Source organism: bacterium, assembly GCA_028821235.1.
Lineage (GTDB): Bacteria > Actinomycetota > Acidimicrobiia > Spongiisociales > Spongiisociaceae > Spongiisocius.
The window spans coordinates 40,866-58,159 of sequence record JAPPGV010000079.1; the positions used below are offsets into that span (position 1 = coordinate 40,866).

Annotated in this window: 16 protein-coding genes; 10 read left to right on the forward strand and 6 right to left on the reverse strand. The window is 67.5% G+C overall.

Annotated elements, in window-relative coordinates; all coding sequences use genetic code 11:
• The first annotated feature begins 18 nt into the window (after nt 1–18).
• Together OXK16_08785 and hflX are read left to right on the forward strand one after the other, a co-directional pair.
• The gene (locus tag OXK16_08785; GenBank protein MDE0376041.1) at nt 19–327 is read left to right on the forward strand and encodes a hypothetical protein; all 309 of its coding nucleotides are present in this window, start codon (nt 19–21) and stop codon (nt 325–327) included.
• 34 nt (nt 328–361) lie between these two features.
• A complete protein-coding gene (hflX, locus tag OXK16_08790; GenBank protein ID MDE0376042.1) occupies nt 362–1,669 on the forward strand; it encodes a GTPase HflX in 1,308 nt (435 codons plus the stop codon).
• A gap of 8 nt (nt 1,670–1,677) precedes the next feature.
• On the opposite strand, the gene OXK16_08795 is transcribed toward hflX, so the two are convergent.
• Entirely contained in the window at nt 1,678–2,415 is a 738-nt protein-coding gene (locus OXK16_08795) for an ROK family protein (GenBank protein ID MDE0376043.1), read from the reverse strand.
• 163 nt (nt 2,416–2,578) lie between these two features.
• Between OXK16_08795 and gnd the strand changes: the two genes are divergently transcribed.
• Nucleotides 2,579–4,006 carry a decarboxylating NADP(+)-dependent phosphogluconate dehydrogenase gene (gnd, locus tag OXK16_08800; GenBank protein ID MDE0376044.1) on the forward strand — a complete coding sequence of 476 codons (1,428 nt, stop codon included), beginning with the start codon at nt 2,579–2,581 and terminating at the stop codon, nt 4,004–4,006.
• A gap of 67 nt (nt 4,007–4,073) precedes the next feature.
• Here the strand turns inward: gnd and OXK16_08805 are convergent, their stop codons facing one another.
• On the reverse strand, nt 4,074–5,093 hold the full coding sequence (locus OXK16_08805) for a class I mannose-6-phosphate isomerase (GenBank protein ID MDE0376045.1): 1,020 nt from the start codon (nt 5,091–5,093) through the stop codon (nt 4,074–4,076).
• 146 nt (nt 5,094–5,239) lie between these two features.
• Between OXK16_08805 and OXK16_08810 the strand changes: the two genes are divergently transcribed.
• The 3 genes from OXK16_08810 (at nt 5,240) to OXK16_08820 (ending at nt 9,270) form a co-directional block, all read left to right on the forward strand.
• Nucleotides 5,240–7,789 (forward strand): M1 family metallopeptidase, encoded by a 2,550-nt coding sequence (locus OXK16_08810; GenBank protein MDE0376046.1) that lies wholly within the window; start codon nt 5,240–5,242, stop codon nt 7,787–7,789.
• 78 nt (nt 7,790–7,867) lie between these two features.
• Complete coding sequence (locus OXK16_08815; protein ID MDE0376047.1) at nt 7,868–8,458, forward strand: disulfide bond formation protein DsbA; 591 nt, start codon at nt 7,868–7,870, stop codon at nt 8,456–8,458.
• Nucleotides 8,459–8,475: 17 nt separating this feature from the next.
• Entirely contained in the window at nt 8,476–9,270 is a 795-nt protein-coding gene (locus tag OXK16_08820; protein MDE0376048.1) for an LLM class F420-dependent oxidoreductase, read from the forward strand.
• A gap of 241 nt (nt 9,271–9,511) precedes the next feature.
• Here OXK16_08820 and OXK16_08825 read toward each other — a convergent pair whose 3' ends face one another.
• Nucleotides 9,512–10,720: a thiolase family protein gene (locus tag OXK16_08825; GenBank protein MDE0376049.1), complete on the reverse strand. Its 1,209-nt coding sequence runs from the start codon at nt 10,718–10,720 to the stop codon at nt 9,512–9,514.
• A gap of 92 nt (nt 10,721–10,812) precedes the next feature.
• Here OXK16_08825 and OXK16_08830 point away from each other — a divergent pair, with 92 nt between their 5' ends.
• The 3 genes from OXK16_08830 to OXK16_08840 all read left to right on the forward strand — a co-directional run bounded on the left by OXK16_08830 (nt 10,813) and on the right by OXK16_08840 (nt 13,837).
• Nucleotides 10,813–11,787 (forward strand): sodium:calcium antiporter, encoded by a 975-nt coding sequence (locus OXK16_08830; protein MDE0376050.1) that lies wholly within the window; start codon nt 10,813–10,815, stop codon nt 11,785–11,787.
• 95 nt (nt 11,788–11,882) lie between these two features.
• Nucleotides 11,883–12,473: a TRAP transporter small permease subunit gene (locus OXK16_08835; GenBank protein ID MDE0376051.1), complete on the forward strand. Its 591-nt coding sequence runs from the start codon at nt 11,883–11,885 to the stop codon at nt 12,471–12,473.
• Complete coding sequence (locus OXK16_08840) at nt 12,473–13,837, forward strand: TRAP transporter large permease subunit (protein ID MDE0376052.1); 1,365 nt, start codon at nt 12,473–12,475, stop codon at nt 13,835–13,837. The genes OXK16_08835 and OXK16_08840 overlap by 1 nt, the downstream gene beginning before the upstream one ends.
• Before the next feature lie 195 nt (nt 13,838–14,032).
• On the opposite strand, the gene OXK16_08845 is transcribed toward OXK16_08840, so the two are convergent.
• Both OXK16_08845 and OXK16_08850 read right to left on the reverse strand, forming a co-directional pair.
• A complete protein-coding gene (locus OXK16_08845; GenBank protein MDE0376053.1) occupies nt 14,033–14,422 on the reverse strand; it encodes a Fic family protein in 390 nt (129 codons plus the stop codon).
• Nucleotides 14,419–14,622 carry a ribbon-helix-helix protein, CopG family gene (locus OXK16_08850; protein MDE0376054.1) on the reverse strand — a complete coding sequence of 68 codons (204 nt, stop codon included), beginning with the start codon at nt 14,620–14,622 and terminating at the stop codon, nt 14,419–14,421. The genes OXK16_08845 and OXK16_08850 overlap by 4 nt, the downstream gene beginning before the upstream one ends.
• Nucleotides 14,623–14,649: 27 nt before the next feature.
• Here OXK16_08850 and OXK16_08855 point away from each other — a divergent pair, with 27 nt between their 5' ends.
• A complete protein-coding gene (locus tag OXK16_08855; GenBank protein MDE0376055.1) occupies nt 14,650–16,254 on the forward strand; it encodes a hydroxyacid dehydrogenase in 1,605 nt (534 codons plus the stop codon).
• Between the two features lie 188 nt (nt 16,255–16,442).
• On the opposite strand, the gene OXK16_08860 is transcribed toward OXK16_08855, so the two are convergent.
• Nucleotides 16,443–17,108 (reverse strand): hypothetical protein, encoded by a 666-nt coding sequence (locus OXK16_08860; GenBank protein MDE0376056.1) that lies wholly within the window; start codon nt 17,106–17,108, stop codon nt 16,443–16,445.
• Nucleotides 17,109–17,294 lie beyond the last annotated feature (186 nt).

Genomic DNA, 17,294 nt, shown 5'->3' on the forward strand with positions numbered 1-17,294 from the left:
ACACCGGAACACGAGGGTATGGCTGCCAAGAAGAACGACAATCACGATTCGAACGGTTACCGGATCATGCCGGGTTGGCGGGTCGGTCACCTGATGGAGCAGTCGACCACCCGGTCCGGGCTGCTGGTTCCGCCCGGGACCGAGTCCACCAGCGACGCTCTGGCACTGGTGGACATCCATACCGGCCGCCGGTTCTGGGCTGTGCCGACCGGGGCCTGGCGCTTCCTGTGGCCGGATAACAACCGGCTGGCGGTCGCCGTAAGGAACTCCCAGATCATCGCCGAGGAGCAGGATGATCCACCGACCGGCAAGGACTCCTATCTGTGACCCTTCCGGCCTGCCATCTTCCGGGTAGGCGGGCATGATCTCCGAAGGCCGCCGGGGACGGCGCCTCACCGCCACCGTCACCGACCTCGAGGTCGCCCGGCAGAAGGCCTACCTCATCAGCGTCGACTTCGACGGGGCCGGCATCGGCGACGTCGATCGGTCACTCGAGGAGCTGGTCCTCCTGACGGATACGGCCGGATCGACCCCGGTGGCGACCGCGCCGGTCCGGCGCCGCACCCCGCACGCCGCCACCCTGATCGGTCCGGGCCAGGCCGCCGACCTGGCTCGAGACGCCCAGGCCCTGGACGTGGACGTGGTGGTGTTCGACAACGACCTGACACCTGGCCAGCAGCGCAACCTCCAGCAGGTCTTCGAGTGCGACGTGGTCGATCGGGTAGCCGTGATCCTGGACATCTTCGCTCAGCACGCGACCAGCCGGGAGGGCATGCTCCAGGTGGAGTCGGCCCTCCTCCGCTACCACCTGCCCCGGCTACGCGGGAAGGGGACCGCACTGAGCCGGCTCGGTGGAGGCATCGGGACCAGGGGACCCGGCGAGACCAAGCTGGAGACCGACCGGCGGCGGATCCGGCAGCGCATCACCTATGTGGAAAAGCGCCTGAAGGACGTCCAGACCGTCCGGGAGGCCCAGCGCAAGACACGCACCGGTTCGGCCATCCCCCTGGTCTCGCTGGTCGGATACACCAACGCAGGCAAGTCCACGCTGTTGAACGCCCTCACCGGAGCCGGAGTGCTCACCCGGGACCGCCTGTTCTCCACCCTCGACTCGACCACCCGCCGACTCGAGCTCCCCACCGGGCGCCAGGTGTTGCTGTCCGACACGGTGGGCTTCGTCCGCAGGCTGCCCCATCAACTGGTCGAGGCATTCCGTTCCACCCTCCAGGAGACGGTCCAGTCCGACCTGCTGCTACACGTGGTGGACGTTGCCGAACCCGGTGCGCCCGGCCAGATCTCGGCGGTGAGGGAGGTACTCGGCTCGATCGGGGCCGGCCAGATCCCCGAGCTCCTGGTGCTCAACAAGTCCGACTCAGCCGACAGGACCGGTATCTCTCGCTTCGAGCAGCTGTATCCGGACGCAGTGCTCGTCTCGGCTGCGGAGGCCACCGGCCTCGAGGAGCTGGCGGACCGGATCGCCGGCGTGCTGACCCGGGGCTTCCTGGAGATCGACCTGGTGATTCCCTACACCGAGGGATCCGTCCTGGGGGAACTCCGCCGCGAGGCGGAAGTGCTGACCGAGGACCATAGGGCGGAGGGCACCCTGGTCAGTGTCCGGCTGCCTCCCGACCGGGCCGGACGCTACCGGCGCTTCTCCGCGGTCGGCTGAGCGAGCCGCTACCCGGCGGCCCACAGCGCCGCACCAACCATGCCGGCGTTGTTGCGCAGCGCGGCGGGCACCACCTCGGCCCGGGAACGCAGGCGGGGGCCGAACTTCTTGAAGCGCTTCGAGATACCCCCGCCGATCACCACCAGATCGGGAGAGAGGAGCCGGTCCAGGTGGGCCAGGTACTGGTTGAGCCGCTCCGTCCACTCATCGAGCGAGAGTCCCTGCGTCTTGCGCGCCCGGTTGGAGGCACGTTTCTCGATGGCCTCACCGCCCAGCTCGAGGTGGCCCAGTTCGGTGTTGGGAACCAGCCGGCCGTCGTTCAGCAGGGCCGAGCCGATGCCGGTCCCCAGCGTGAGCACCAGGACCACCCCCGACCGCCCGGCCGCCGCGCCGAACCGGGCCTCCGCCAGGCCCGCCGCGTCGGCGTCGTTGATCATCACCACCGGCCGCCCGCAGGCCTCCGAGAACCGCGCTCCGGCATCGACTCCGATCCAGCCGGCGTCGAGGTTGGCGGCCGAATAGATCCGGTCCGCGATGACGATCCCGGGGAACGCGCATCCGACCGGACCGGTCACGCCGGGGAAGGAGCCCACGATCTCGCGGAGGGTCCGCGACACCGGTTCGACCAGCGCGGGCTGCGGGGTGGGGATACGGCGCCGATCCGCCGTGAGCGCGCCGGACAGCACGTCGATCGGGGCGCCCTTAATGCCGCTCCCGCCGATGTCGATGCCGAGGTGAGTGCCCACTCCCCCTAGGGTACGGCAGCGCCGAGGCGGGCCAGCAGGTCGCGGACCGGACGCTCGATCTCGCTTCCTGGCGGGTAAGGCCAGAACCGGATCGGCGGCGGCATCGGATCGGGCGGATACGGAAAATGTCGGTAGATTCGGGCCTGCTTACCCGAGGGGAGACGTGAGAACCGCTGACATCGGATTGATCGGGCTGGCCGTCATGGGCCAGAACCTGGTGCTGAACATGGCCGATCACGGGTACACCGTGGCCGTCTACAACCGGACCACTAGTCGAACAACCGAATTCGTCAACGGCCCGGCCGCCGGCGCCGCCGTGATCGGGGCCGAGACCCTGGAGGAGTTTGTGGGGCGACTCACGAGGCCCCGCCGGGTGATGGTGATGGTCAAGGCCGGGCGGGCGGTGGACGCCGTCCTCGAGGGATTGGTCCCGCTGCTGGATGAGGGGGACATCGTCATCGACGGCGGCAACTCCCACTTCGAGGACTCGGCACGGCGGGTGAGCGATCTCCGGGAACGGGGGCTGTCGTTCGTGGGTGCGGGCGTATCCGGGGGCGAGGAGGGCGCCCGCAACGGCCCGTCCATCATGCCGGGCGGCTACGAGGCGGCCTGGCCGGAGGTGAAGGGCGTGCTCCAGGCCATCGCCGCCAAGGTGGCGGACGGGACACCGTGCTGCGACTGGGTGGGCCCGGACGGCTCGGGCCACTACACCAAGATGGTCCACAACGGCATCGAGTACGGGGACATGCAGGTTATCGCCGAGGCGTATCACCTCATGCGAGTGGTGCTGGGCATGACCTGCGAGGAGATGGCCGGGGTGTTCCGGACCTGGGGGCGGGGCCTGCTCGACTCCTACCTGGTCAACATCACCGCCGACATCCTCGGCCACACGGACGGGAACGGCGAGCCCACGCTCGATCGGATCCTGGACGCCGCCGGCCAGAAGGGGACGGGTAAGTGGGCGGTGATTTCCTCGCTCGACCTCGGCTACCCGTTGACCCTGGTGGCCGAGGCTGTGTACGCCCGGGTGGTGTCCTCGCTGCGGGATCAGCGGTTCGAGGCGGCGGAACGGGTGGGCTCGGGGGTGAAACAGGCCGACGGATTGGGCGCCGACTTCGTCGACGACATCCACGACGCCCTGTACGCCTCGAAGATCGTGTCCTACGCCCAGGGCTTCATGCTGCTCGGCGCCGCCGCCTCCGAGTACGGCTGGAATCTCGACTACGGAAGGATCGCCCAGCTCTGGCGCGAGGGATGCATCATCAAGGCGGCCTTCCTGGACGACATCACCGCCGCCTACCGGAGGCGGCCCGACCTGCCCAACCTCATCCTGGACCGCTTCTTCGCCGACGCGCTGGGCAAGGCCGAAGCCGGGTGGCGGCGCGTGGTCGCCACAGCCGTCCAGGTCGGGCTACCGGTTCCGGCATACGCCTCGGCCCTGGCGTTCTACGACTCCTACCGGTCGAAGCGACTTCCGGCCAACCTCATCCAGGCCCAGCGGGACTATTTCGGCGCTCATACCTATGAACGGGTCGACCGCCCCCGCGGGGAGTTCTTCCACACCGACTGGACGCGGCCGGGCGCCCGGTAGCACGAGACGCGGATCGGTCCAGGGCTCGGCTTCGGCCATCCGGCCGGGCGTCAAAGGGGAATCGCCGCTAGCCGGCCGCCACCAGGCCGATCTCCAGGAGGGTGGTTCTCTCCTCGGGTGTGACCACCGCTGAGAGCGCACTTCCGGCAGGGATCAGAGTGGTGCCTCCGGCGGGGACCCCGGTGAGCGGAGCCTTCCCGTTCCCGACGGAGACCGATCCGCCGGTGACCATCAGGATCCGCAACTCCGGCTCCCGGACGAGCGCCGCTCGGTCCCCTGCAGCGAGGCAATGTTCCCTGATCCAGTAGTGAGGCGTGGTTACCAGGATGCGGCTCCCGGCACTGTCCGCCGCCGGGGTCGAGGGGACCGGCCGGTGCCCGGGGACCAACGCCCCGAGGGCGTCCTCGACATGGAGCAGACGCTCGGGACGCCGGTACTCCTCCGTCCAGTCGTAGAGGCGGAAGGTCGTATCCGACGGGGTCTGGACCTCGGCAACGGTTACGCCGGCGCCGAGGGCGTGCACCGTCCCGGCCGGAAGATGGTGGAAGTCCCCCCGTTTCACGAAGATTCTCTGCAGGAGCCCGGCCAAAGCGGGCGTTCCCGCTGCCGCCCGGACGTCATCCAACGTGACTCCGGTACGCAAGCCCTTGAAGATGGCGGCCCCGGGTTCGGCGTCAATCACGTACCAGGACTCTGTCTTCGAGAACCATTCACGGCGCCGGCCGGCGTACTTCTCGTCGGGATGGACCTGGATCGAGAGGTGTTCGGCGGTATCGAGCAGCTTGAGCAGGAGGGGGAAGTCGCCTGCGGAGGTGGGCGAGGCGGAGCCCAGCAGCTCGGACCCCGACTCCGCGATCAGCCGCCGTAGGCTCTTGCCGCGATGGGGGCCGCTCGCCACCAACGTCCGGCCTGTGGCGGATGCCACCAGGGCATCGTCGGGCAGGTCGGCCACCTCCCAGGACTCCCCGTAGGTGGTGCCGGCGGGCAGATGACGCGGCAGGGGCTTGCCGAGCCCTGCCAGCCGGCGCCCGCCCCACGGCTTGGGGACGAGGATGGGCTCGAGAGCGAGCAGACCACTCCCCTTCACCGCCGACCACCGGAGAACGGGGCGGCCGCTGCGTCGGGCACGATCTCGGTGCTGCTTAACATGGCGGCGATGCCGGGCTGGTACATGGATCGGATCGTATCGAGTTCGGGCATCTCCCTCCCGGATTCCCGAGCCATGGAGTCATGATGACCGAACCCTCCTACCGGTTGCCCCGCCGAGTGGTCCCCCGCCACTACCGATTGCGGATGGAGCCCGACCTCGATACCGCCACCTTCGCCGGGTCCGAGGTGGTGACCCTGGACGTGGTCGAGGCTACCGATCATGTGGTGCTCAACGCCGCCGAGCTGCAGATCGATCAGGCTCGATTCGTCCGTGGAGACGCCCGCGCCGAGGCCGAGGTCGAGTACGACGACGAACGGCAGCGGGCCACCCTCCGGGTCTCCGAGCCGCTATCGGCCGGCCGATGGGAGCTCCGCTGCCGGTTCACGGGCATCCTGAACGATCAGCTCCGGGGCTTCTACCGGTCCACGTTCGACGATGAGGAGGGAAACGAACAGGTCATAGCCACCACCCAGTTCGAGGCCACCGATGCCCGCCGCGCCTTCCCGTGCTGGGACGAGCCGGACTTCAAGGCCTCCTTCGGGGTCACCCTGGTGGTGCCGGAGGACCTGATGGCGGTCTCGAACGGCGCCGAGGTCGAGCGGGCGCCCCTCGGCGACGGCCGGGTGGCGATCACCTTCGCCGACACCATCGTGATGTCTACGTATCTGGTGGCCTTCGTGGTGGGTCCCTTCGAGGCAACCGCGCTGATCGATGTGAACGGGGTGCCGCTCCGTATCGTGGCGCCCAGGGGCAAGATGCGCCTGACCGGGTACGCGCTGGAGTGCAGCCGGTTCTGCCTCGACTACCTGGCCACCTACTACGGCATCCCGTACCCGGGCGACAAGGTGGACATGGTGGCAATCCCCGACTTCGCCTTCGGCGCCATGGAGAACCTGGGATGCATCACCTACCGGGAATCGGTCCTACTGGTCGACGAGGAGATAGCCACCTCGGCGGAGAAGATGCGGATCCTGGACGTGATCGGGCACGAACTGGCCCACATGTGGTTCGGGGATCTGGTCACGATGAAGTGGTGGAACGGCATCTGGCTCAACGAGGCCTTCGCCACGTTCATGGAGATGAAGGCCGTCGATGCCTTCCGTCCCGAGTGGAAGCGCTGGCTGGAGTTCGCGGCGGCCGAGCGTCCCTGGGCGTTCAAGACCGACGAGCTGGCCGGAACGAGGCCGGTGGAGTTCGAGGTGCGTTCTCCCGCCCAGGCGGAGGGGATGTTCGACGGCATCACCTACGGCAAGGGCTCGGCCGTGCTCCGGATGATGGAGCAGTACCTGGGCGAGGAGCCGTTCCGAGCCGGGGTCGAGAACTACCTGCGCCGCCACGCCTACGGCAACACCGAGACGAGCGACCTGTGGGAGAGCCTGGACGAGTCCTCGGGTCGCCCGGTGGGCGAGATCATGGACACCTGGATACTCCAGGGCGGTTACCCGCAGTTGACCGTCGGGATCACCGATGGCGGCATCTCCCTGGAGCAGAGCCGCTTCCTGCTGATCCCCGATCCTGCCGATACCCGCACGTGGAAGGTTCCGGTCCGGCTACGAGGGATGGCGGGCGGACACCCGTTCGAGACCAGCGTCCTGGTGGAAGGATCGCGGATCACGGTCCCGCTGGGCGGACCGGTTGATTGGGTGATCGCCAACGCCGGCGGGCACGGGTTCTACCGGTCGCGATACGAGGAGCCGTTGCTGGAAGCGCTCGTCGGCCGGCTCCACCTGCTGGATCCGGTGGAGAGGTTCGTGCTGGTGGACGACGCCTGGACCTTCGTCGAGTCCGGACGATCCGGAGTGTCCCGTTTCGTGAGCCTGGCCTCTGCCTTCGGGGACGAGCGCGAACAGGCGGTCTGGGGAGCCTTGCTGGGCGCCATCGGCGCCATCGGGCACCATCTGGTCACTGACGGCGCCCGGCCCCGCTACGAAGGGTGGGTGGCCGGGCTCCTCGCCCCTCTGGCCGATCGGCTGGGATGGGCACCCGCCGACGAGGAGACCGACCTGGAGCGCCGCCTCCGCGGGCGGGTGATCGACGCACTGGGCCGGCTGGCCAACCTCCCCGAGGTGGTCGAGCAGGCCCGGAGCGTCTACGAGCAGCGGCTTGCCGACGCCACTTCGGTGGATCCCGAGGTGGCGGGGGCCGTCATCTCGGTCTGCGCGGCGCACGGGGACGCCGACACCTACGAGAGGTTCCTCGACCGGTACCGGACCGTGCGCAACCCCCAGGAGTCCCTCAAGCACCTGCGGGCGCTGGCTTCGTTCGATGACGAGGACGCCGTGGATCGCACCTTCGAGCTCATCACGGACCGCACCGTCCGCAGCCAGGACACCAGCTGGGTGCTGGCCCGGATGCTGGCCAACCGGGTCACCGGTCGCTATGCCTGGTCGAGGTTCAAGGATCGCTGGCATGGCATCCTCGAGATCGCCCCGCCGATGACCCAGTCCCGAATGGCGGACGGCTTCCCGGCCCTATCCCATCCCGAGGTGGCCGCCGACGTGGCGGCCTTCCTGGCCGAGAACCCTCTCCCCCATGCCGCCAAGGCCGTGGAGCAGAAGCTGGAGCGCCTGTCGGCCCTGGTGAAGATGAGGGAGCGCGAGACGGGCGCGATGGCCGGGGCTCTTCCGGAGTAACGTCAGGACCGACACAGGGAGAGGAAACAGGCTATGGATATTTCATTCTGGGTTGACCCGCTCTGACCGTGGTGCTGGGTGACGGCCCGGTGGGTCGTCGACGAGGTAACTCCGGACAGGGACGTGCGGGTGGAGTGGGAACCGATCAGCCTGATGTTCAAGAACGCTCCGGAACCGGGCTCCGACCGGCACCGGACGACCTCCCGGACGCACGGCATGTTGCGAGTGATGGAGTCGGTGAGAACCGAGTTGGGCAACGAGGGCGTGTTCCGCGCCTACTGGGCGTTCGGCACCCACATCCACAACGACGAGAACCTGTTCGACTTCGACGTGGCCGAGGCGTTGGCGGCCATCGGCATCGACCGCGGCCATGCCCGGGCCTTCGGTGACGGCTCGTGGGACGGGGAGATCCGCCGCCGCATGGATGCCGGGCTCGCGCTGGTGGGCGATGACGTGGGCACTCCGATCATCGCCATGGAGGATGCCCGGGGTGACCGGGTCGGGATGTTCGGCCCCGTGATCACCCGGGTGCCGGACCGCAACGACTCTTTGCGGCTCTGGGACGGTCTGGTTGCCGTCACTGCCGTACCAGGCTTCTGGGAGCTGAAACGGACCCGCACCGAAAACCCCGAGTTCGGCGACCGGCCGGCCGGCGTTCCACCCCTCTAGGCAGCCGGAGAGAAGACATGAGCCATCCCGTCAGGATCTCGGTGCAGATCCGCCCCCAACACGGCGACTACCGGGACATCAGGGCGGCCGCCGTCCGGGCCGAGGAGATGGGCGTGGACATGGTGTTCAACTGGGACCACTTCTTCCCTCTGTACGGGGATCCGGACGGCAAGCACTTCGAGTGCTGGACCATGCTCGCCTCGTTCGCCGAGGTGACCGAGCGGGTCGAGATCGGCGCCCTGGTCACCTGCTACTCCTACCGCAATGCCCACCTGCTGGCCGACATGGCCCGCACCGTGGACCACATCAGCGAGGGTCGCCTCGTCCTGGGCCTCGGCGCAGGATGGTGCGAGAAGGACTACAGCGAATACGAGTACCCGTTCGGCACCGGCGGGACCCGGCTCCGGGACTTCGAATCCGGTCTGTACCGCATCACCAAGCGCCTCCGGCTCCTCAACCCTCCCCCGGTGCGGGATATTCCCATGCTGATCGGCGGCATGGGCGAGAAGCACACCCTGCGGCTCGCAGGTCGTTACGCCGACATCTGGCACGGCTTCGGCGGTCCCGAGACGCTCACCCGCAAGAACCGAATCCTTGACAAGTGGTGCCGCGAGGCAGGACGTGACCCGGCCGAGGTGGAGCGGGCGATCGAGGTCGAGGATCCGCGGGACATCCACCGCGCCGACGGACTCCTGGCGGCCGGGGCCACCCTGATAACGCTGTCGATCAACGGCCCCCGCTACGACCTGTCGGCAGTCCCCGACTGGCTTGACTGGCGGGACACTTGCAACGCCGCCCGACAAGGGGGTTGAAACCGCCGGCATCCCGCCGCATACTGCCCGGCAGTCACAAACACCACCGGGCTCTCGCTTTTCGACGTCGGAGGGACCGGATCAGGGATCAGTCGGGAGCGACCCAGTACGGGGATGGCGGGTCGCGCTCGGACCGAAGGAGGTGGTGGCTGGGGGCCGGGCCCGCCGGGTGGGGTGTGTTCCGGCGATTTTCGCGTTCTCCGCGGTTGGGGGTAGGGGTAACGGTAAGTCCAATGCCCTTCTACGCCCGCTCGACGACGAGAGCGATTCCCTGGCCGACTCCTATGCACATCGTTGCCAGGCCATAGCGCCCCCGGCGGCGGGCCAGTTCGTGCACCAGGGTCGTGACGATGCGCGCGCCCGAGCACCCGAGCGGGTGGCCCAGGGCTATGGCCCCGCCGTTGACGTTGATCCGGTCCGGATCCAGGCCCAACTCATCGCGGCAGGCCACGGCCTGGGCGGCGAAGGCTTCGTTCAGTTCCACCAGGTCGAGGTCGGACACGTTAAGGCCGGCTCGCGCCAGCGCCATGCGGGAGGCCGGAACCGGGCCGATCCCCATCACGTCCGGGTGCACCCCGGCCGCCGCCGACGACACCAGGCGGGCCATCGGGGCCAGCCCGGTCCGCTCCAGCCCGGCGGCCGTTGCGAGGATCAGGCCGGCGGCCCCGTCGTTCATCGGGGATGAATTGCCGGCTGTGACCGTGCCTCCCTCGACGAAGACGGGCCGGAGCCTGGCCAGGGCTTCCAGGGAGGTATCCGGTCTCGGGCCCTCATCATGTTCGATCAGCGCCATAGTTCGCCCCTTGGGCCCGGCGGGCGCCTCGATGGGAACGATCTCGGCGTCGAAAAGGCCCGACTCCTGTGCGGCGACCGCCCTCCGGTGGCTGGTCAGCGAGAAGCTGTCCTGTTGGTGGCGGGTGACGCCGTAGGCCGAGGCCACCGTCTCGGCGGTCTCGCCCAGGCTGAGCGGCGGGTAGGCGGCCTGCATCCGGCGGTTGATCAGCCGCCATCCCAGTACGGTGTCGACCATCTGCGGGGCTCCCACCCCGTAGGCCCGCTCCGGCTTGGTCACCACGAAGGGCGCCCGGCTCATCGACTCGGAGCCCCCTGCGATCATCACATCTCCCCATCCCGCCATGAGCGAGTGGGAGGCGGTAATCACCGCCTGAAGGCTCGAACCGCACAGCCGGTTCACGGTCTGGCCGGGCGTCTCGATACCGAGGCCGCCCAGGAGCGCCGCCATCCGGCCAACGTTGCGGTTGTCCTCTCCGGCCTGGTTGGCCGCGCCCCAGACCACGTCCCCGACCATCTCGGGGGTAAGGCCCGGGTTACGCTCCAAGAGCGAGCGGATCACGTGGGCGGCCAGATCGTCGGGCCGGACTGCAGCCAGTTGACCACCCAGGCGACCCATCGGGGTCCGGCAGGCGTCAACTATGAAAACATCCGGCATGATCGTTCCCGGTGAACTGCGGGCTCGCTCCGATGGCGAGGCTTCAGGTCACCATACGGTAGTGGTGCTTCCCGGCTCGGTAGGCTCTGCCGGTGCTCTGGCTGGGTCTAGCTCTAATCGCCGCCGGCATCGTCCTGCTCTGGCTGTCCGCAGATCCGTTCGTGGTGGCGGCGGCCCGTCTGGCCCACATCTGGGGGGTCTCGCCGGTGCTGGTCGGAGCCCTCGTGATCGGCTTCGGCACCTCCGCCCCGGAGATGGTGGTGAGCGCGGTGGCGGCGGTCCGGGGGGAGTTGGCCGAGTCGGTGGGCAACGTGGTGGGTTCCAACGCCGCCAACCTGTCGCTGGTGCTAGGAGTCAGCGCGGTCATCTCGCCGGTGGTCGGGCAGTTGCGGACCATCCGCCGCGAGGGGATTATCACGCTGGTCGCCATGGCGGCGATGATGGCCGCTGCCTGGGATGACACGCTGGCCCGGTGGGAAGGCGTCCTGCTGGTGTCGGGCATGGCCATCGCCACGGTGTGCCTGCTCGCCTGGTCCAGGCACGACGTCAAGGCCCGGGTAGCCGTCACGTCCCCCGGCTCTGTATTCGACGAGATGATCGAAGGGACCGGCGACAAGGCGGCGCCGGAGATCGGACGCGCCTCCATGTCGATAGTGGGGATCGTGGCGGGGGCCTGGCTCCTTGTCGAGGGAGGCAGCCAGGTGGCCGATGTCTACGGGCTGGCCGGGGGGTTCGTGGGCGCCACCATCTTCGCCCTGGGAACCAGCCTGCCCGAGCTGGTGACCGCGGTGGCCGCCGCCCGGCGGAAGGCCAACGAACTGGTGATCGGCAACCTCCTGGGGTCCAACCTCTTCAACTCCTTCCTGGTGGTCGGGGTGGCCGGGATGGTGGGCGCCGGCCCGATCGGGGAGCGACGAGTCTGGGAGCACGTCATGATGATGGTGATCGGAGTTGCGGTGGGGATCATGGCCGCTACCCGATCCCGTCTGGGACGCTCCCACGGCGTAGTCCTGCTGGGGTTGTTCGGGCTGTTCATCGCGGTGGTCGGCACCAACGCCACGGTGTGATCCGGCTGCCTCGCGGCGCGCCCCGGCAGTGGTGCGGGTAGGGTTCTGCCCAGTGGCATACCAACGGCCAACAGCCTCCGGAGTGACGGTCTAGCGTGCAAGCGATCGGTGCCTTTCTGGACGCGATCGCCCGGACTGTGGTAGTGGTGGCCGACACCCTCACCGAGAGTTGCGGATGGATCGCCCGGGTGCTGGTGGCGATCCTCATCCCGGTAGGTTTCCTCAATGTCTTCCTGCGCTACGTCGGGCGCTATACCGAGACCCAGTTGGTGAACAACACGTGGATCGAGGCGCAGTGGTACATATACGGAGTCCTCTTCCTCCTCATGTTCCCCTACCTGCTGCGTCACGACGGGAACGTGCGGGTCGACTTCTGGTATGCCGAACGTTCCGAGAGGGTGAAGACCAGGATCGACCTGGTCGGCCACCTGGTCGCCCTGGCGCCTTTCGTCACCCTGGCCGTTTGGGTGTCATACAAGCCGGTACTGGACTCCTGGCGCATCTGGGAGGTCTCGCCCGATCCGGGTGGCCTGCCGCGGGCGCCGCTCAAGGCGATGATCCTGGCGGCTTTCCTGTTGCTGGGCCTCCAGACGATCGCCACCCTCATCCGGCTTGCGGCTCGCCTGACCGGCAGGGAGATCGGCATACGGGAAAGGCGCTCTGACGCGCCGCTGAGGATCGAGTAATGGGCGCGGAATGGATCGCCATGATCATGTTCGCCGTCTTCCTGGTGCTGTTGCTGGTGGGCTACCCGGTGGCCTTCTCGTTCGCCGGTACGGCCGTCATCTTCGGGGCCATCGGCCTCCTCTTGGGCGAGTTCGACCTGAACCGCCTGATCATCCTGTTCAGCCGCTGGTTCAAGGCGGTGGACAACTTCACGCTGCTGGCGGTGCCCTTCTTCGTGTTCATGGGGGCGATCCTCGAGAAATCGGGGCTGGCGGAGCGCATGCTCACCACCATCGGGATGGCGCTGGGCCGGCTCAAGGGAGGTCTGGGGCTGACCGTGGTGATAGTCGGAGCCATGCTGGCGGCGGCCACCGGCGTGGTGGCGGCCACCGTGATCGTCATGGGCCTCCTGTCCCTTCCCACCATGGTGCGCTACGGGTACGACCACCGGCTCGCCACCGGCCTCATCACCGCCTCGGGCACCCTGGCCCAGTTGCTCCCGCCCTCGCTGGTCCTGATCCTGCTGGCCCAGGTGGTAGGTGTATCGGTGGGCGACCTGTTCCTGGGGGCGATGGTCCCCGGGTTGATGCTGGCCACCATCTACGGCCTCTGGGTGATCTTCAAGGCCTACACCAAGGAGGGGGTGGCGCCGGCCCTTCCCGAGGAGGCGCGCACTATCCGCGGCCTGGCCCTGGTGGGCGAGTTGCTGATCGCGGTGGTGCCCATCCTCCTCCTGATCCTGGCCGTGCTCGGGTCGATCTTCACGGGAATCGCCACGCCGACCGAGGCCGGCGCGGTGGGGGCCACCGCCGCGGTTGTCCTGGCCGCCCTGAACCGGAACATGAAGATGCCGGTTCTGGCAGGCGCCACCCGTTCGACCGCCCACATCACCGGTCTGGTGCTGATGATCCTGTTCTGCTCGACCTTCTTCCAGCTGGTCTTCGACCAGCTCGGAGGCCAGCGGCTGGCCCAGGAGATACTCACCGGCCTGCCGGGCGGTTTCTGGGGATTCATCATCATCGCCAACATCGCGGTGTTCCTGCTCGGCATCAACCTGGAGTTCATCGAGATCACCTTCATCGTCATGCCGATCTTCGTCCCGGCGATCCGGGTGCTTCACGAGCTGGGGGAAACGCCCTTCGAGACCCTTCCTTCCCTGATGATCTGGTTCACGGTGATGATCGCCATCAACCTCAACATGGCCTTCATCTCACCGCCGGTCGGGTTCTCCCTGTTCTACCTCCAGAGCGTGGCTCCACCCGAGGTCAAGACGCTCGACATCCACCGGGGCGCCCTTCCCTTCATGGCCCTCCAGGGCGTGGCGCTCATCCTGGTTATGGTGTTCCCCGCCACCGTCCTCTGGCTGCCATCGGTGGTCGGCTGACCGGCGGCTACCGCCCGGATCTCGGTTGAGTCAACACGCCTGAGCCACACAATTGTTCGGTACGGGTTTCTTCCGATAAAGCGAACAAATACGATCCGTGCCCGATCCCCTGCCATCATCCAGGCTGAACCCTGAACGCTCGCCCGTGTGATCCACCCTCCCGTGGGCCGGGTACGAGCAAAGCCCGAGGCCGGCTCAGATCGACGCAACTAGTCGCCGAAGGCCCGCTGCTAACCGATCGACATCGTCCGAGCCTGAGGCCGTGGCCACCAAGAATTCGTAGACATCGTCGTTCGGGATCGCTGTCACGGCGACACCGTTTATCTCCAGGAACGTGGCGGTGGCCAGCCAACCGAGGCGTTTGTTCCCATCCACCAGCGGATGTCCCTTCACGATCGACTGCAGAAGGGCCCCGGCCTTTGTCCAGAGGTCCGGATACGCTTCATCGCCGAATACGGTCGTTTGGGGCCGCGCTACCGCGGCGCCGAGCAGGCCCACCTCACGAACGGGCGGTGGGTTCCCCAGCAGCATCCCGGCCAGGTACAAGAGGTCCTCGAGGTCGAGATAGACGACCGGACGGTTCATTCACCCAGGCGTCTGAGCGCGTCGGCGTGGGCCTCCATCACGCGCCGGGCAGCGGCGGACACCCGTTCTCGATGCTGTCCCCTCAGGACGTAGTCCCTGACAGCCCGCCGCGCAGCCTCCTGCATGGAGATCCCCTCAGTCGCGGCGCGTTCCTGCAGCGCCGTGTGCTCGTCTTCGGTCAGGCGAAGGGTCATGGCCATGGCATTATGATACCAGATTGATACCACATGGTCCTCCTCGCTCTGCCGACGGACCAGGCTGCCATCGGTACACTCCACCGGCTGATGGAAAATGACATCGTCTTCCTCGACCGGGTGGAGTTGACGCCTGCCTCGCGCCGGGCCCTCGAGGGGGTCGGGACGGTTAGGACGGTTCCTGTCACCGCGCCGGAGGACCTCCTGGCGGCGGTGCGCCATGCCGACGCGATCGTCTACCAGCTGTTCCCCGGCCGGCTCACGAGAGACGTTCTGGAGCGTTGCCGGCGCCTCAAGGTCATCGGCCGGATCGGCATCGGCATGGACCAGGTGGACCTCCCGGCGACCACGGGCTGCGGTGTCAAGGTCGTGAACGCGGCCGGGGCCCAGGCCGCCGCGGTCGCCGACCACGCCATGGCCTTGATGCTGTGCCTGGCTCGCAACGTGGTGGCGTCCCATACGGCCCTCGTGGCAGGGGACCGCAGCCCTCCGTGGCGGTTCATGGGAGTCGAGATGGAGGGCAAGTCCCTGGGCATCATCGGCTTCGGCGCCATCGGGCGGCGTCTGGCCCAGCGGGCCCTGGGGTTCGGGATGGCGGTCCAGGCTTGCGACCCCTACGTGACCCCGGACGCTATCGAGGAGGCCGGCGTGACACCCGTCGACCTGGCCGGGTTGCTCGCCGGCAGCGACTTCGTCTCCGTCCATGTCCCCCTCACCGACGAGACCTGGCACCTCATCGGCGCGGACGAGCTCGCCGCCATGCAACCCACCGCCTACCTGATCAACACGGCCCGGGGTCCCATCCTCGACGAGGCGGCGCTGGTGGCCGCTCTGCGCGACGGAGTGATCGCCGGCGCCGGCCTCGACGTGTACGAGGAGGAGCCGCTCGCTCCCGGCAGCCCGCTGCTGGCGCTCGATCAGGTGGTACTCACGCCGCACATCGCCGGGTGGGCCGCAGAAGCCCAGGTCCGTACGCAGGAGAGCGTCGTGAAGGACGTGGCCCGCGTACTGAGGGGCGAGGCCCCGGTCAGCCCGGTCTCGAGTGGCGGTGGTTCCGGAGTACCGTCCTCAACTTCCCCGACCGGTGCCGCGCGCCGGCGTAGCGGACCGCACCCGGCCTCCCAGCCGCTGCTTCCCTACACCGAGTGGGCGGAGGACGGGCTTCCCCACCCCAGTGCCACCCATCCGTTCGGGTCCGTCCCCGGACTGCGGAGGATCATCGAGACGGAGGGACCGGTCACGACCGACCGGGCCTACAAGGTCTACATACGGGGATCGGGCTCCACGCGGGTCACCAAGCTGGCCAGGTCCAAGCTCACCCAGGCCGTCAACCGCCTGCTCGACCAGAACCAGGTACAGATCGACGAGCTTGGCAGCCCGGGAGGCAGCGAGTCGCAGCGCGTTCTCCGGGTACCCGGGAGCGCCCCCGTAGTGGTCCGCGAGATCGGAGACCGCGACCTCTACGAAGTGCCGCTCAACGAGGTGGTGGCCCTGATGGAGCGCCGGCTCGACATGCATCCGGGCGCCACTCACGAGGAGCTGATGCGCTACGTCCTCGACACGTACGGCTGGAAGCGCCTCACCGACAAGGCTCGCACCTACCTGACCGATGCCATCCGGTTGATGTACGCGGACTAGTGATACCACCTCATCACTAATGCACTACGCTATCAAACTGGAGCCCAGAATCGTCCTGAACTGTATGATTCAAACCATACAAAGCGTATAGCTGGGCGATGGACACAGCGCACTGCGTGGTGGTGGTTTGATCCCCTCTGTCCTCTGGCGCGCCGGGCGGCAGGGCTCGGCCTCACCGCGTCGCTGCTTCAACTCCTCGGCTGTCCTACCGTCTCTTGACCCGTGTCGGCCGGCTGCTTGGTCCGAATGAAGGCCAACCCGATCAAGAACACCCAGATGGTCTGTAGCAGCAGGACACCGCTTCCGAACTGATACAAGCCGATCAAATCCCCGCCACCCACTAGTGCGATCAGCAGGAGGCACGCACCAAGGATGCCCGGGACCACTCCGAGAGCGGTGGCCAACGCCCGGTCCGGTCCCAACAAGCGAACGTCCATCGTTCCCAGCGCGAACAGTCCCACCCCGATCAATGCGAACGAGACCCCGAAGGAGATCAGCAGGGTGCCCTCTGAGGTGAACAGTTCAGACGTACCGGAAGCCTGTTCCCGGTCAAAGTGCGCTGTCAGGAGGTGAGAGAATGTCCACGATATCGCCTCCGCAATGAGGCCGAGGGTTAACACGACCAGGCCCGCTTGCCTGAGATAAACGGTGCTCTTCCCGTCTTGGAGTACACGTTCCATACCGATCATCCCCAGCAGGAACGCGAGAGCAACGAATATGCCGCCATCCGCTATCAGATGAGACATCGCGCTGTCCACACCGGTACCCTCTTCGGGCTCCAGCGAGAAGACAGCGAGCATGCCGAGCGGGACGCTTAGGACGGTCCCGGCCACCAGCAACCAACCAACGGTCATTGTGAAGGCTGGTCGGTCGATGACACGTGCCACCAAGGCCCCCTTTCAGAACATCGGGCTCCCACAGCCAACCCGTAACTGTTGCCGCTGCGCTGAACGCATACTCAACTCGGCAATCGATGATCATAGCAACGGTGTTGATGGTCATTGAAAATCCCCGGAGTTGATCACTGAAATTCCCCACCC